The sequence below is a fragment of the Bacillus sp. NTK071 genome (assembly GCF_017303315.1).
GTDB lineage: Bacteria > Bacillota > Bacilli > Bacillales > Guptibacillaceae > Guptibacillus.
In genome coordinates, this window is record NZ_JAFKOI010000011.1 from 22,751 (window position 1) to 37,971 (window position 15,221).

Genomic DNA, 15,221 nt, shown 5'->3' on the forward strand with positions numbered 1-15,221 from the left:
GGTGAGGTTTGACGATGAAAGAAGAAACGAAACGCGTCGAAGAGCTTCGTCAGCTCTTAAATCACTATAACTATGAGTATCATGTATTGGATCAACCTACCGTTCCTGATGCAGAATACGATCGGATGATGAATGAGCTCCTTTCTCTTGAAGAAGACAACCCAGAGCTTAAAACACAGGATTCCCCAACTCAGCGTGTTGGGGGTCCACCCCTTGAAGGGTTCCAAAAAGTAGAACATCGCGTTCCGATGTTAAGTCTCGGCAATGCGTTTGGAGAAGAAGATTTGAAAGATTTCGACCGACGTGTACGTGAGCGAATCGGCGAAAACTTTTCATATGTATGCGAATTGAAAATAGACGGTCTTGCAGTTTCCCTTATTTATGAAGATGGCGTTCTAGTTCGCGGAGCAACAAGAGGTGATGGAACGGTTGGAGAAGATATTACACAGAATCTGAAAACCATTCCTGCAATTCCACTTCGGTTAAGTGAAAATGTAAGTATGGAAGTACGTGGTGAAGCTTATATGCCGAAACCTTCCTTCCTTAACTTAAACGAAGCTCGTGAGAAAAATGAGCAGGATTTGTTTGCTAACCCAAGGAACGCAGCAGCTGGTTCTCTGCGTCAGCTAGATCCTAAAATAGCAGCAAGCCGAAACCTTTCTGTTTTTGTTTATGGTGTAGGATCAGTTGAAGGAAGGGAGATTGATTCGCATTCTGATGGACTCGATTTCTTGAAGGAACTTGGCTTTAAAACAAATCCAGAATGGAAGCGCTGCGAAACAATTGAAGATGTTACGCGGTTTATCAGTGGATGGACTGAAAAGCGACCGGATCTCTCTTATGAAATAGACGGGATTGTTGTTAAAGTTGATGCATTGGAGCACCAAGAAGAGTTAGGTTTCACAGCTAAAAGTCCGAGGTGGGCAATTGCTTATAAATTCCCGGCAGAAGAAGTAGTGACCAAGCTTCTCTCGATTGAACTAAATGTAGGTAGAACTGGAGTAGTCACGCCGACGGCTGTTCTTGAGCCCGTTCTTGTCGCTGGGACGACCGTACAACGTGCTTCGCTTCATAATGAAGATTTGATTCGAGAGAAAGACATTAAAATTGGTGACTATGTAGTTGTTAAGAAAGCTGGAGATATCATTCCTGAAGTAGTTTCGGTCATAGAAGATCGCCGAACAGGTGATGAAGAAGCCTTCTCGATGCCCGAGAAGTGCCCGGAGTGTGAGAGTGATCTCGTTAGGCTAGAAGAAGAAGTTGCTCTCAGGTGTATAAATCCAAAGTGTCCTGCACAGCTAAGAGAAGGCCTTATTCACTTTGTTTCGCGTAACGCGATGAACATTGATGGATTAGGTGAGCGCGTCATTACACAGCTATTTCGCGAAGAATTGATTCATGATGTAGCTGATATTTACAAGCTTACTCATGAACAGCTCATTGAGCTTGAAAGGATGGGCGAGAAGTCAGTCTCAAATCTTCTTGAAGCCATTCAAACCTCGAAAGAAAATTCATTTGAGAAGTTACTGTTTGGCCTTGGCATTCGCCATGTTGGGGCTAAAGCCGCACGAACGCTTGCTCAACAGTTCGGTTCAATGGACAGCATCATGGAAGCCGGTATAGAAGATCTTGAAGCAATTAATGAAGTTGGTCAAAAAATGGCTGATTCTGTTGTGCGCTATTTTCAAAATGAAGAAGTGCATGAACTCATAGATGAGTTGAAGACCGCTGGTGTGAATATGACCTATAAAGGTCCGAAGCCAGTTGCTGTAGAAGACATAGATTCTGTATTTGCGGGAAAAACAGTCGTGTTAACAGGTAAGCTCGAGCAAATGAGCCGCGGAGATGCCAAAAAGATATTAGAACAGCAAGGCGCAAAGGTGACCGGAAGCGTAAGCAAAAGCACTGATCTTGTGATTGCTGGGGAAGATGCTGGTTCGAAGCTTGAAAAAGCAGAATCACTTGGGATAGAAGTATGGAGCGAGAATAGATTCCTTGAAGAGTTAAACGAATGAGGAGAGAGAAGTAATGCGAAAGAAGCAAACGTTTATCGTTAGCCTGATGGCCATTTCGCTCGTCTTATCTGGTTGTGTTCCTAGTTTTATGAAGAACAATCAAGATGAAACAGTGAAGGCACCGAATTCCGAAGGTGAAAGTGAAGAAATGATTGTTAGTGACGATATTAAAACATCAGAAAGATATTATCGTTCCGTGCTTGAGAAAGATGGGGAAAAGAATTCTCTTGATACGTCTAAGGTTCGGGGATTAGTAACAGCTGGTGTAGATAATCGTCTCGACGTTGATTCCCTTGAGATGGGGCTAATTAGACTTTCGCAGGAGTACTATGACCCAGATAAATATTTCTTTAAAGAAGGACAATTGTTTGATTCTGACCAGATTCATAGTTGGTTATACCGAGATAACGGTGTTTCAAAGAAAGAAGCGGAAAAGGATAAAAAGAAAAAAGTAAACGAAGGTCTTAATCCTGTTCTTGGTGTAAAAGATGATCCGGCTAATTATGAACAGGTCATTGCAGCTGAAAAGAAAAACCCCAAATTCTTATCTTATATTCATGAACAGGATTACTATGTTCAAAATAAAGATGATGAACTACAGCTTGGTGGTATTTCAATTGCCCTTTCGCTCTATTCTGAATACCCGTATTCTGTTCTAGATGAAAAGGGTCTGAAATATACAGGGTCTGTAAAGCTAGATAAGAGTGAAGTTATTGCGAAGGCTAAAGAGTCAATTACCCCAATTATTAAGAAGATTCGAGCTGAGCATGATGTTCCAATTATGTTCTCGCTATTTATGGAGCAACCAAGACAATCGGTCGTTCCAGGTAACTTTGTTGCTAGCGCATATGTAGAAGAAGGAAAATCTAGTCCAGGTTCTTGGAAGGACTTGAACGAGCAATATGTGGCGTTTCCGTCATCAAAGGCGGAGACTGAATATCCAGCAGAGTCAGAGAAATTCGCTGATTTTACACGTGAAATTCAGGACTTCTTCCCAAATTTTGTAGGTGTGATCGGTACAGGATTCTATAAACAGGATAAGCTAAGCCAAATGAAGGTTGAAATTCCAATCCAGTTCTATAGTAAAGCTGAAGTGATTTCATTTACACAGTTTGTAAATGGACTAGTCAAAAAAAGAAATGATACATTTCCACAGGATTTACCGGTCTCTATTTATATAACGAATAACGATGAACCTGAAAGTATGATAGTCAAAGATCCTAATGAAGAAGAACCGTTTGTTCATATTTATCAATAAAGCATAAGTAAGGCCCACTCTGTTATTACTTCAGAGTGGGCCCTTTCTGTCTATGTGTTCAGCTATCCTTACTTTGTTAGTGCTTTTTTCATCGTTTGAATATTCTTTTCCATAAGGGTTAGATAATTTTCATTGTTTTTAATGTCTTTTTCACTCAAAACGGATAGATTATGAATCCGTAGTGTTTTAAGACCTAGTTCCTGTTGAACGGCTTTCGCGGGCTTTGGTGTAGCGTTCTGCTCGAATAGCATATATGAGATATTATGATTCTCAGCCGTTTGGATAATGTCCTCTAACTGCTTTTGCGTTGGTTCTTGTGAAGGAGATAGTCCAGAAACACTTAGCTGGTTAAGTCCATAGCGACTTTCCCAATAACTATAGGCATCGTGAGAGATAAGAAACTCTTTCTTAGGTGCATTGGAAACCATATCGTTAAATGAGTCATCAAGAGCTGTAAGGTCGTCCTTTAATGCTTTGAAGTTTTCTTCAAACTTTTCTTGGTTTTCTGGATCTAGATCGACTAGTGTGTTTTTAATGTTTTCAGCAAGCTGAATTGAAAGAATAGGATCAATCCATAGGTGCGGATTAAGATCCCCATGGTCGTGCCCATCATGGCTGTCTTCGTCAGCATGATTTTCGTGTTCTTCTTCAGTTTCACCAATATGAATACCATCTGCAGCTTCTAAGACAGTTACACTTTCATTCTGAAGTGTTTCTTTAACGGCTTCCGCAAAACCTTCCATGCCAGCGCCGTTATAAATGAAAATGTCTGACTCTGCGAGTTTGGTCATTGTTTTTGTTGTAGGTTCAAAACTATGAGCATCGCTACCTGGTGGAATAATTGACTCTGCATTTACATCATTACCACCTATGCGTTCAGCAAAATATTCAAGAGGATAAATTGTTGTATAGATATCCATTACACCATCGTCTTTCTTTGACTCTTTGGGCGAACAAGCCACGAGTAATAAAGTAGTGATGGATAGAAGCACTGCTACTTTAAAATATGTTCTTATCATAATGATTTTCCCTTCATACTTGCATAGTGTTAATTATTATATCGTAGCCATTACGTTTTGCAAACAGTAATGAATACGATTTATGTATGTAATAGAATTTGAGTCAAACAACAGTGGTTTTACAGTGAGGTTTTAAACCGGATCTATATAGGAAATTTTATTCTAAAATGAGTATGAAACAAGATAAAAAGACGCAATCTATAAAAAATATTTCAATTTGACGATTAACATTACAGAATGGTGGGTAAATGTTACTAGAGTATGTCGCTGTTTCACATAATCGTCAATTTATTTAAATAAGTTTTGTTGAATACTTATGACAATACAGTTGCTAAACGAAGGAAATTGTTAGCAATATTGAATTTTTATTCATCGTAAAGTTAACTCTATAATGTTTGCATTGTTCAGAAAATTATTTTGTGATATAGTAATCATTGGTTTGTAAAGGACTTATGGTCTATATCAATAATATAATCCCACGGGTAAAATGCATACCTGTGAATAATGACTTTGGAGGGGGTGAAAGCGTGGAATATACCTTAACTACTGCAACATGGTTCTGGCTTCTTATACCAATGCCTTTATTAGTCGTATTATCAATAATAACTTTTTTTACTGAAAGGAGAGAATAGTGCTAAATGAGTATTGAGATGCCTACGCTAGTCACGTTTATAGTTTACCTTGTTGGTATGCTTGCAATCGGATTAATAGCATATAAAATGACGAGTAACTTATCCGATTATGTTCTTGGAGGAAGAAGGTTAGGTGGTTCCGTTGCCGCACTAAGTGCTGGCGCATCAGATATGAGTAGCTGGCTCTTACTAGGACTACCTGGTGCGATGTACGCTGGCGGTATGAGCCAGATTTGGATTGGGATTGGGCTCGCAATCGGAGCATACCTGAACTGGCAATTTGTTGCTTCACGTCTTCGTCGTTACACAGAAGTGGCGAATGACTCGATTACGGTACCGGATTATCTTGAGAACCGTTTCCGTGATAGCTCGAAAGCACTTCGTGTTATCTCAGCGATTGTCATTCTTGTATTCTTTACGTTCTATACGTCTTCAGGTCTTGTTGGGGGCGCAATCCTGTTTGAAAGCTCGTTCGGTATGAGCTACGAAAGCGCATTGTGGATCGGTGCAATTGTTATTATTTCTTACACGTTCCTCGGTGGTTTCTTAGCAGTAAGCTGGACAGACTTTTTCCAGGGAATACTTATGTTCCTTGCTCTTGTTGTTGTACCTATTGTTGCTTTAAATGAAATGGGTGGCTGGAGCGAAACAGTTAATCAAGTTGGTGCAGCAGATACAACTTATCTTGATATCTTTACTGGTATGAGCTTTATGGGTATCCTATCTTTACTTGGTTGGGGACTAGGTTACTTTGGACAACCTCATATCATCACACGTTTTATGGCAGTAAAATCTTCGAAGGAAATTCCTAAAGCACGCCTTGTTGGTATGTCATGGATGGTTCTTTCCCTGTTTGGTGCAATCTTTACTGGTTTCATCGGTATTGCTTATTTCAATGCAGGACTTGAGAACTCTGAAACAGTTTTTATCGAATTTACACAAGTACTCTTTAACCCATGGGTATCCGGCTTCTTGCTTGCTGCAATCCTGTCTGCGATTATGAGTACAATTGATTCTCAGCTACTTGTATCATCAAGTGCTGTAGCGGAAGATTTCTATAAAGCAATCCTACGTAAGAACGCTAGCCAGACTGAGCTAGTATGGGTTGGTCGTATTGCTGTATTAGCTATTGCGTTGCTTGCGATCTTACTTGCTTATAACCCGGATAGCAGTGTTCTTAACCTGGTAAGTTATGCCTGGGCAGGATTTGGTGCCGCGTTTGGACCAGTTATCATCCTGAGTCTATTCTGGAAACGCATGACTCGAAATGGTGCGCTTGCTGGAATCATTACAGGTGCAATTGTCGTAATTCTATGGGCTCAATTGTCCGGTGGACTATTTGATCTTTATGAACTAATCCCAGGCTTTATCCTTGCATGGATTGCTGTCATGGCATTCAGTTATGTAGGTAAAGCTCCAGGTGAAGAGATTGAAGCAGAATTTGAAGAAGCAAAAGTTTCTAAATTCTAAGTTGAGATGTGAAAGGCTCACCCGTAAGAGGGTGAGCCTTTTTTATGAAAATGGGTAGAAGTTAAACAAACGTTTGATTAATAGCGCTTAAATAAACGTTTGTTTAAAAATGGAACAGACGGCGTTCTGTTGCTTAATGAAGTCTCTTTTTGGTATCATCTATATATTGCAGGTTGTTCGAATTTTGTGGAGGTGAAAGAGATGTCCAGAATTACCAAAGAACAGGTGAAGCACGTAGCGAACCTGGCAAGATTAGAAATGGATGAGACAGAAGTCGAGAAGTTTACAACTCAGCTTGATGACATTATTTCAATGGCAGAACAATTGAATGAATTAGATACAGAGAACGTTGAACCAACAACCCATGTTCTTGATTTGAAGAATGTTCTTCGTGAAGACAAAGCACAACCATGGCTTTCTCGTGAAGAAGCTTTGAAGAATGCACCGGATCATGCAAACGGTCAGGTTAAAGTTCCATCAATATTTGAGTAAAGGAGGCAACGTCCTTGTTTGATAAAAGTATTTGTGAGCTTCACAGCTTGCTTCATAAAAAAGAATTATCCGTCAGTGAACTCGTTCAATCTTCGTTTGATCGTATCAACACGGTTGATGAAAAGGTAAAAGCGTTTATGACGTTAAATGAAGAAGGAGCTATGCAAGCTGCAAAAGCACTTGATGGAAAGCTCGGAACAGAAGAGGCAAGAGGACTTCTTTTTGGTCTTCCAGTGGGTGTGAAGGATAACATCGTAACAAAGGGTCTTCGCACAACGGCATCAAGTCAGCTTCTAGGTAATTTTGAACCATTACATAACGCAACAGTGGTCGAGCGCTTAAACGCGGCTGAAACAATCACAGTTGGTAAACTGAATATGGATGAGTTCGCAATGGGTTCGTCAAATGAAAACTCTGGCTTCTATGGCACGCGTAACCCTTGGAATACAGACTATGTACCAGGTGGCTCAAGCGGTGGCTCTGCTGCGTCTGTTGCTGCTGGAGAAGTCTTCTTCTCATTAGGTTCTGATACAGGTGGTTCAATCCGTCAGCCGGCTGCTTTTTGTGGTGTGGTTGGATTAAAACCAACTTACGGACTTGTTTCTCGTTTTGGACTAATTGCATTCGCATCTTCTCTTGATCAGATCGGACCAATTACCAATACAGTTGAGGATAACGCTTATCTTCTGCAATCAATTGCTGGCCATGACAAGATGGATTCTACATCTGCGAATGTTGATGTACCAGATTACCTTTCAAGCTTGACTGGTGATGTGAAAGGTCTTCGCATTGCAGTACCGAAAGAATATCTTGCTGAAGGTGTAGACGAAGATGTGAAGAACAATGTCCTTCAGGCACTTAAAAAGCTTGAAGAGCTTGGCGCATCTTGGGAAGAAGTATCTCTACCTCATTCGAAATACGCTGTAGCTACTTACTACCTTCTTTCTTCTTCTGAAGCATCTGCTAACCTTGCTCGCTTTGATGGCGTACGTTACGGCGTACGTGCTGAAGCAGAGAACCTTCTTGATCTTTATAAGAAAACAAGAAGCGAAGGCTTTGGTGATGAAGTGAAGCGACGTATCATGCTTGGAACGTTTGCGCTTAGCTCAGGTTACTACGATGCTTATTATAAGAAAGCACAGAAAGTACGGACGCTTATCAAGAATGATTTCGAGAAAGTGTTCGAAGACTACGATGTGATTATCGGACCAACAACGCCAACACCAGCATTTAAAGTAGGCGAGAAGATTGATAATCCGCTTACGATGTATGCGAACGATATTCTAACAATTCCTGTTAACCTTGCAGGTGTACCTGCTATTTCAGTTCCATGTGGATTATCGAATGGACTACCTGTCGGACTTCAAATAATCGGAAAGCACTTTGATGAGAGAACTGTTTATCGTGTTGCTCATGCGTTTGAGCAAGCTACAGATCATCATAAGGCTAAGCCAGAGCTGTAAGGGGTGACTACTGAAAATGAATTTTGAAACTATTATCGGTCTGGAAGTTCACTCAGAACTAAAGACAAACACGAAGATTTTCTGTAATTGTTCAACGGATTTCGGTGCACCACCTAACACGAACGTGTGCCCGATCTGTCTCGGTCACCCTGGTGTACTTCCAGTGATGAACGAACAGGCTGTTGATTTTGCGATGCGCGCAGCAATGGCATTGAACTGTGAAATTGCTGAAGATACGAAATTTGACCGTAAGAACTATTTCTATCCTGATAACCCGAAGGCATATCAGATTTCTCAGTATGATAAGCCGATTGGGGAGAACGGCTGGATTGATATTGAAGTAGACGGTAAAACAAAGCGGATTGGTATTACTCGTCTTCACCTTGAAGAAGATGCTGGTAAGCTAACGCACGTTGATGGAGAGAACCACTCTCTTGTCGACTTCAACCGTCAGGGGACACCTCTTGTTGAGATCGTATCTGAGCCGGACATCCGTACACCAGAAGAAGCTTATGCTTACCTTGAGAAGCTTAAAGCGATCCTTCAATATACAGAAGTATCGGATTGTAAAATGGAAGAAGGGTCACTTCGCTGTGATGCGAACCTTTCTCTTCGTCCATATGGTCAAGAAGAGTTCGGTACGAAAACAGAACTGAAGAACTTGAACTCATTTGCAAATGTGCAAAAAGGTCTTCAGTTTGAGGAAGTACGTCAAGAGAAAGAGCTTCTTGCTGGAAACGTAATTGGTCAGGAAACTCGTCGCTATGACGAAGCTGGCAAGAAAACAATTCTAATGCGTGTGAAAGAAGGTTCTGACGACTACCGTTACTTCCCAGAGCCTGATCTTGTTCGCCTTGCGATCAATAAAGAATGGATGGACCGCGTTCGTGGGGATATTCCTGAACTTCCAGACGCACGTCGTGAGCGCTATGTGAAAGAATATGACCTTCCGGAGTACGATGCGATGGTTCTCACTCAGTCTAAGAAAATGTCTGATTTCTTCGAAGTAGCGATCGACCAAGGAGCTGATCCGAAGCAGGCATCAAACTGGTTAATGGGTGAAGTATCAGCTTACTTGAATGCGAACTACAAAGAAATTGATGAAGTAGCGCTAACTCCTGAAGGACTAGGCAAACTGATTTCTCTTATTGAGAAAGGAACAATTTCTTCTAAAATCGCTAAGAAAGTATTTAAAGATCTTATCGAAAAAGGTGGCGATCCTGAACAGATCGTCAAAGACAAAGGTCTTGTTCAAATTTCTGACGAAGGTGAGCTTCGTTCAATCGTTTCAGGTATTCTAGACGAGAACGAACAGTCTATTGAAGACTACAAGAACGGTAAAGACAGAGCTCTTGGCTTCCTTGTAGGTCAGGTAATGAAAGCAACCAAAGGAAAAGCTAATCCTCCAATGGTGAACAAGCTGATTGTAGAAGAAATGGATAAGCGATAAGAAGTGCCCCCTCCTGAATGGAGGGGGATTTTTAATATGTTTGAGTGAAGCTTTGTTCACAATCCATAAATATACCTAAGCTCTTCTTTTTCATTTTGCTTTTTTTAGGGGAAAAGCCTATAATCATAACAGAAGGTCACGCGGTGGAAAACGGTCACGAGAATGTGGGCGTTTTTTGTTTGCGACTATCATATAATTTACTAGTGATGATGTCTTTAAAAACTAATTAATAACAGATGATAAGAAGCATAGAATCGAGATAGAGAAGATAGGATGATGAAGGATGAAACGTGCAAGACTGATCTATAATCCAACGTCCGGAAGAGAACAGGTAAAGAGGTCACTGCCTTATATTCTTGAACGTCTTGAAGTAAATGGTTACGAAACTTCAGCTCATGCGACAACGTGTGAAGGGGATGCAACAGAAGCGGCACGTATTGCAGTTGAGCGGAGGTTTGATCTAGTGATCGCTGCTGGAGGAGACGGAACAATTTATGAAGTGATTAACGGTATTGCTGAGCAACCGTATCGCCCTAAGATGGGAATCATCCCAGTTGGAACAACGAATGATTTCGCGCGAGCGATTGGTGTTCCACGCACAGTTGAAGGTGCGATGGATGTGCTATGTAATGGCCTTGAAATGCCAATTGATATCGGTCGAGTAAATGAACATTACTTTATCAATATTGCAGGTGGCGGACGCCTGACCGAATTAACGTATGAAGTGCCAAGTAAGCTTAAAACAATGCTTGGCCAGCTTGCATACTATATGAAAGGGATTGAGATGCTCCCATCGATTCGTCCCGCCAGGACCAGGATTGAATATGATGGAAAGCTTTTTGAAGATGAGATTATGCTTTTCCTCGTCTCAAACTCGAACTCAATCGGTGGATTTGAGAAGCTAGCACCTCATGCTTCACTGAATGATGGACTATTTGATCTTATGATTTTAAAGAAAACCAATATCGCTGAATTCATTCGCATTGCGAGCAGTGCTTTACGCGGTGATCATATTAATGATCCGAACGTTGTCTACAAGAAAGCAAGTCACATTCGGGTCGAATCAGTTGATAAGATGCAGCTTAACCTGGACGGAGAGTACGGTGGTCCACTTCCTGCTGAGTTTACGAACTTATATCGCCATATCACAATGATCGTCCCTAAGGAAACGAGCGATAAGCATACAAATGAAGAAGAAGCAGCGCAACGTGCTGTTTTTGGTGATTAACGCAGTAGAGAGAAGCCGGAGATTTTGATCTCTGGCTTTTTCTATTACTAGTGGCTTTGGGCTAATATAATGAGAATTTGGCCAATAAATCTTGATTTTGGACAATATAATGAGATTTTAGCCAATATATTAGAAATACGGCCAATAAAACGACCTGCACCCCATCTTCGTAATAAGAACATTACCAGTTTGGAGCGTACATGTTACATTTCGCGATCCAATCACACTGTGGTACAATTTTTGTACATGAAATCGAACGGAAAAGGACGGAAACCAATGAGTATTCAAGATGTACCTGTAAAAAAGAACGATGTTGTGGAAGTGGAATTTGTTGATATATCCCATGACGGAGCTGGTGTCGCGAAAGTAGATGGCTACACGTTGTTCGTGCCCTATGGCATCCCTGGCGAGACAGCAAATGTAAAAGTAATAAAAACGAAAAAAGGTTTTGGCTTCGGCAAACTTATTGATGTAAAAGTCGAGAGTGAAGATCGCAATACGCCACCATGCCCAATTTTCTATCAATGCGGCGGCTGCCAAACGCAACACATTACGTATGATACCCAACTGAAATTCAAGCACAAGCAAGTTCAAGACGTGATGGAGCGTATTGCGAAGATCAATGTACCTGTTCACCCTGTCCTTGGCATGGAAGACCCATGGCGCTACCGCAACAAAGCGCAAGTTCCTGTTGGAGAACAAAACGGCAAGATCGTGGCAGGTTTCTATCAGCAGCGTAGTCACCAGATTATTGACATGGATCAGTGTCTTATTCAAGAGCAGGAAAACGATGAAGTTCTTCGCGTTGTAAAAGAGATCGCTGAAAAATACGGCATCCGCGCATACGACGAGCGCTCACATCGTGGAACGCTAAGACACGTTGTTGCGAAATACGGAAAGCAAACAGACGATATTATGGTTGTTATTGTCACAAAAAACAAAGACTTACCAAATCGTAAAAACATCATTAATGACATCACAGAGCAACTTCCGAAAGTGAAATCAATCGTTCAGAACGTAAATCCAAAACGCACGAACGTGATCTTCGGTGATGAAACAAGAGTACTTTGGGGATCTCCATATATTTACGACACAATTGGCGACATTAAATTCGCGATCTCAGCGCGCTCGTTCTATCAAGTAAACCCAGATCAAACGAAGGTGCTTTATGACCAGGCACTTGAATATGCTGGACTTACAGGTAACGAAACGGTAATCGACGCTTATTGTGGCATCGGAACGATTTCTCTTTTCCTTGCGCAAAAAGCGAAGCGGGTATATGGCGTTGAAATCGTACCTGAAGCGATTGAGGATGCGAAGCGTAATGCAGAGCTAAACGGCATCACAAACGCAGAGTTTGCCGTTGGTGAAGCCGAGAACGTCATCCCAGCGTGGAAAGAGCAGGGCATCAAGCCAGACGTCATCGTCGTTGACCCGCCACGGAAAGGGTGCGACGAAGCACTTCTTCAAACGATTATTGATATGAAGCCAGAGAAAGTTGTTTATGTATCGTGTAACCCTGCGACACTCGCGAGGGATCTCCGCATCTTAGAAGATGGTGGATTTGAAACGAAGGAAGTTCAGCCGGTTGATATGTTCCCGCATACGACACACGTGGAGTGCGTAACCTGGCTAGAAAAGAAATAAACCATTTCATGCAATATAAAAAAGCACCTCCCCAAACGCTTTAAAAGCGAAGGGAAAGGTGCTTTTTTCATTATTACGCGTTAGACGTCATCTTATCCTTACTCGTTTTAAGATCAAAACGGTCAGCGTTCATGATCTTAACCCATGCTGATACGAAGTCGTGTACAAATTTCTCTTTGTTGTCCTCTTGTGCATATACTTCTGCATAAGAACGGAGGATCGAGTTTGAACCGAAGACAAGGTCAAAGCGTGATGCAGTGCGTACTAGTTCTCCAGTTTTGCGGTCGCGTCCTTCGTATTCATTGAAGTCAGCTGCCTTCCATTCAACACCCATGTCGAGTAGATTCACGAAGAAGTCATTTGTAAGTGTACCAACACGATCAGTAAACAAGCCATGCTTCGTACCGTTATGGTTTGTCCCAAGCACGCGCATACCGCCAACAAGAACGGTCATTTCAGGTGCAGAAAGGCCAAGAAGTTGTGCTTTGTCTACTAGTAGCTCCTCAGGGCTAAGCGTGTATTCCTTCTTCTGGTAGTTACGGAATCCATCTGCCATTGGCTCTAATACATCAAAGCTTTCAACATCCGTTTGGTCTTGTGTCGCATCACCACGTCCAGGTGCAAATGGAACGGTAATCTCAACACCAGCATCTTTTGCTGCTTTCTCTACAGCTACGCTACCGCCTAGAACAATCAAATCGGCTAAACTAACGTTTTTATCAAGTTCGTTTTGAATCTTTTCGTAAACGGAGAGTACTCGTGAAAGCTGTTCAGGCTCGTTTACATCCCAATTCTTCTGTGGCTCTAAACGAATGCGTGCACCATTGGCACCACCGCGATGATCAGAACCACGATATGTGCTCGCAGAGGCCCATGCCGTTTTGACTAGCTCGCTAACGCTTAATCCGGATTTGAGGATTTTCGCTTTAAGGTTTTCTACTTCAGCAGCAGTTAATTCATAGTCTACATTCGGAATTGGATCCTGCCAGATTAACTCTTCTTGTGGTACTTCAGGGCCAAGGTATCTTTCTTTAGGTCCCATGTCACGATGAAGTAATTTGAACCATGCACGAGCAAAGGTATCAGCGAAATATTCGATGTCCTCGTGGAAACGGCGTGAAATCTTCTCATAGATCTCATCTTCACGAAGAGCCATATCAGCTGTTGTCATCATCGTATTTACCTTGATGGATGCATCTTCAGCATCTGGTGCAAGATCCTCTTCTTTAGGATTAACTGGCTTCCATTGATGAGCACCTGCAGGACTCTTTGTCAATTCCCACTCATAACCGAATAGCAAATCATAATAACCGTTATCCCACTTCGTTGGCTCAGCAGTCCAAGCGCCTTCAACACCACTTGTAATCGTGTCACGGCCTTTACCTTTTCCATGAGTATTCTTCCAGCCTAAGCCTTGCTCTTCAATATCAGCAGCTTCCGGAGCTGCACCAACATGTGCCTCTGCATCTCCAGCACCGTGTGCTTTACCAAATGTGTGACCACCTGCAATTAGTGCTACTGTTTCTTCATCATTCATTCCCATACGAGCAAATGTTTCACGAATATCTCGTGCACTTCCTAGCGGATCTGGTTCTCCATTTGGTCCTTCTGGATTGACATAGATAAGTCCCATTTGAACGGCGGCAAGCGGACTTTCAAGTTCGCGGTCGCCTGAGTAACGGTTGTCGCCCAGCCATTCTTTCTCAGTACCCCAGTAGATATCTTCTTCAGGGTGCCAAACATCTTCACGACCACCGCCAAAACCGAATGTCTTTAGGCCCATTGATTCGAGCGCGACATTACCAGTGATGACGAGTAAGTCAGCCCACGAAATCTTGTTTCCGTGCTTTTGCTTAATTGGCCAAAGGAGACGACGAGCTTTATCAAGACTTGCGTTATCTGGCCAGCTGTTAAGTGGAGCAAAGCGTTGCGATCCTGTTGCACCACCGCCACGTCCGTCACCAGTACGATATGTACCAGCAGCGTGCCATGACATACGAATAAAGAGTGGACCATAGTGTCCGTAATCAGCGGGCCACCAGTCTTGGCTATCTGTCATTAAGGTACGAAGATCCTGCTTCAATTCGTAGTAATCTAGTTTTTTAAATTCTTCTGCGTAGTCAAAGTCTTCACCCATTGGATTGCTTTTTCTATCGTGCTGTTGAAGAAGATTCAAATTCAACTGGTTTGGCCACCAGTCCTTATTTGTTGTGCCAACTTTTGTCGTCGTAATCGCGCTCTCTTCTTTCGTTTTTCCATGAGAGACAGGGCACTTTCCAGCTTGGGTATCGTGCATTTCGTTCTTATCCATATTTAAATCTCCTTTCGAATATAAGAAAATTAATTATAAACTCTATTAGATTATAATTATAATAAATTAATAATCATTTTGAAAGAGTTATGCACTAATTTTCACAAAATTATTTCAAAACCTCGTTTGATAGGGCGGTTACAATTAATAAAATAACTCTTTTAAACAATAGACTAGTAATGACTATAGGGAGAACTCGAAAGAAAGACGCACAAACGCTTCAGGTTCATTCACCT

At 41.9% G+C, this 15,221-nt stretch carries 10 protein-coding genes; 8 read left to right on the forward strand and 2 right to left on the reverse strand.

Annotated elements, in window-relative coordinates:
- Window positions 1–14: 14 nt before the first annotated feature.
- Together ligA and JI666_RS15500 are read left to right on the forward strand one after the other, a co-directional pair.
- Window positions 15–2,015, forward strand: a complete 2,001-nt coding sequence (ligA, locus tag JI666_RS15495; protein ID WP_206893447.1) for an NAD-dependent DNA ligase LigA — start codon at window positions 15–17, stop codon at window positions 2,013–2,015.
- Between the two features lie 13 nt (window positions 2,016–2,028).
- The gene (locus JI666_RS15500; RefSeq protein ID WP_206893450.1) at window positions 2,029–3,273 is read left to right on the forward strand and encodes a CamS family sex pheromone protein; all 1,245 of its coding nucleotides are present in this window, start codon (window positions 2,029–2,031) and stop codon (window positions 3,271–3,273) included.
- Between the two features lie 68 nt (window positions 3,274–3,341).
- Here JI666_RS15500 and JI666_RS15505 read toward each other — a convergent pair whose 3' ends face one another.
- On the reverse strand, window positions 3,342–4,292 hold the full coding sequence (locus JI666_RS15505; RefSeq protein ID WP_206893455.1) for a metal ABC transporter solute-binding protein, Zn/Mn family: 951 nt from the start codon (window positions 4,290–4,292) through the stop codon (window positions 3,342–3,344).
- Window positions 4,293–4,930: 638 nt separating this feature from the next.
- On the opposite strand from JI666_RS15505, the gene putP reads away from it, so the two are divergent.
- From putP to rlmD, 6 genes are all read left to right on the forward strand, one after another.
- Window positions 4,931–6,394 (forward strand): sodium/proline symporter PutP, encoded by a 1,464-nt coding sequence (putP, locus tag JI666_RS15510; protein ID WP_206893456.1) that lies wholly within the window; start codon window positions 4,931–4,933, stop codon window positions 6,392–6,394.
- A gap of 201 nt (window positions 6,395–6,595) precedes the next feature.
- Window positions 6,596–6,886, forward strand: coding sequence for an Asp-tRNA(Asn)/Glu-tRNA(Gln) amidotransferase subunit GatC (gene gatC, locus JI666_RS15515; protein ID WP_206893457.1), 291 nt, complete (start codon window positions 6,596–6,598; stop codon window positions 6,884–6,886).
- Window positions 6,887–6,900: 14 nt separating this feature from the next.
- Window positions 6,901–8,349, forward strand: a complete 1,449-nt coding sequence (gene gatA, locus JI666_RS15520) for an Asp-tRNA(Asn)/Glu-tRNA(Gln) amidotransferase subunit GatA (protein ID WP_206893458.1) — start codon at window positions 6,901–6,903, stop codon at window positions 8,347–8,349.
- A gap of 16 nt (window positions 8,350–8,365) precedes the next feature.
- Complete coding sequence (gatB, locus tag JI666_RS15525; protein WP_206893460.1) at window positions 8,366–9,799, forward strand: Asp-tRNA(Asn)/Glu-tRNA(Gln) amidotransferase subunit GatB; 1,434 nt, start codon at window positions 8,366–8,368, stop codon at window positions 9,797–9,799.
- Between the two features lie 283 nt (window positions 9,800–10,082).
- Window positions 10,083–11,027: a diacylglycerol kinase gene (locus tag JI666_RS15530; RefSeq protein ID WP_206893462.1), complete on the forward strand. Its 945-nt coding sequence runs from the start codon at window positions 10,083–10,085 to the stop codon at window positions 11,025–11,027.
- Between the two features lie 276 nt (window positions 11,028–11,303).
- Window positions 11,304–12,674 (forward strand): 23S rRNA (uracil(1939)-C(5))-methyltransferase RlmD, encoded by a 1,371-nt coding sequence (gene rlmD / locus JI666_RS15535; RefSeq protein ID WP_206893464.1) that lies wholly within the window; start codon window positions 11,304–11,306, stop codon window positions 12,672–12,674.
- A 73-nt stretch (window positions 12,675–12,747) separates the two neighbouring features.
- On the opposite strand, the gene katG is transcribed toward rlmD, so the two are convergent.
- Window positions 12,748–14,985, reverse strand: a complete 2,238-nt coding sequence (gene katG / locus JI666_RS15540; protein ID WP_206893469.1) for a catalase/peroxidase HPI — start codon at window positions 14,983–14,985, stop codon at window positions 12,748–12,750.
- Window positions 14,986–15,221: the final 236 nt, after the last annotated feature.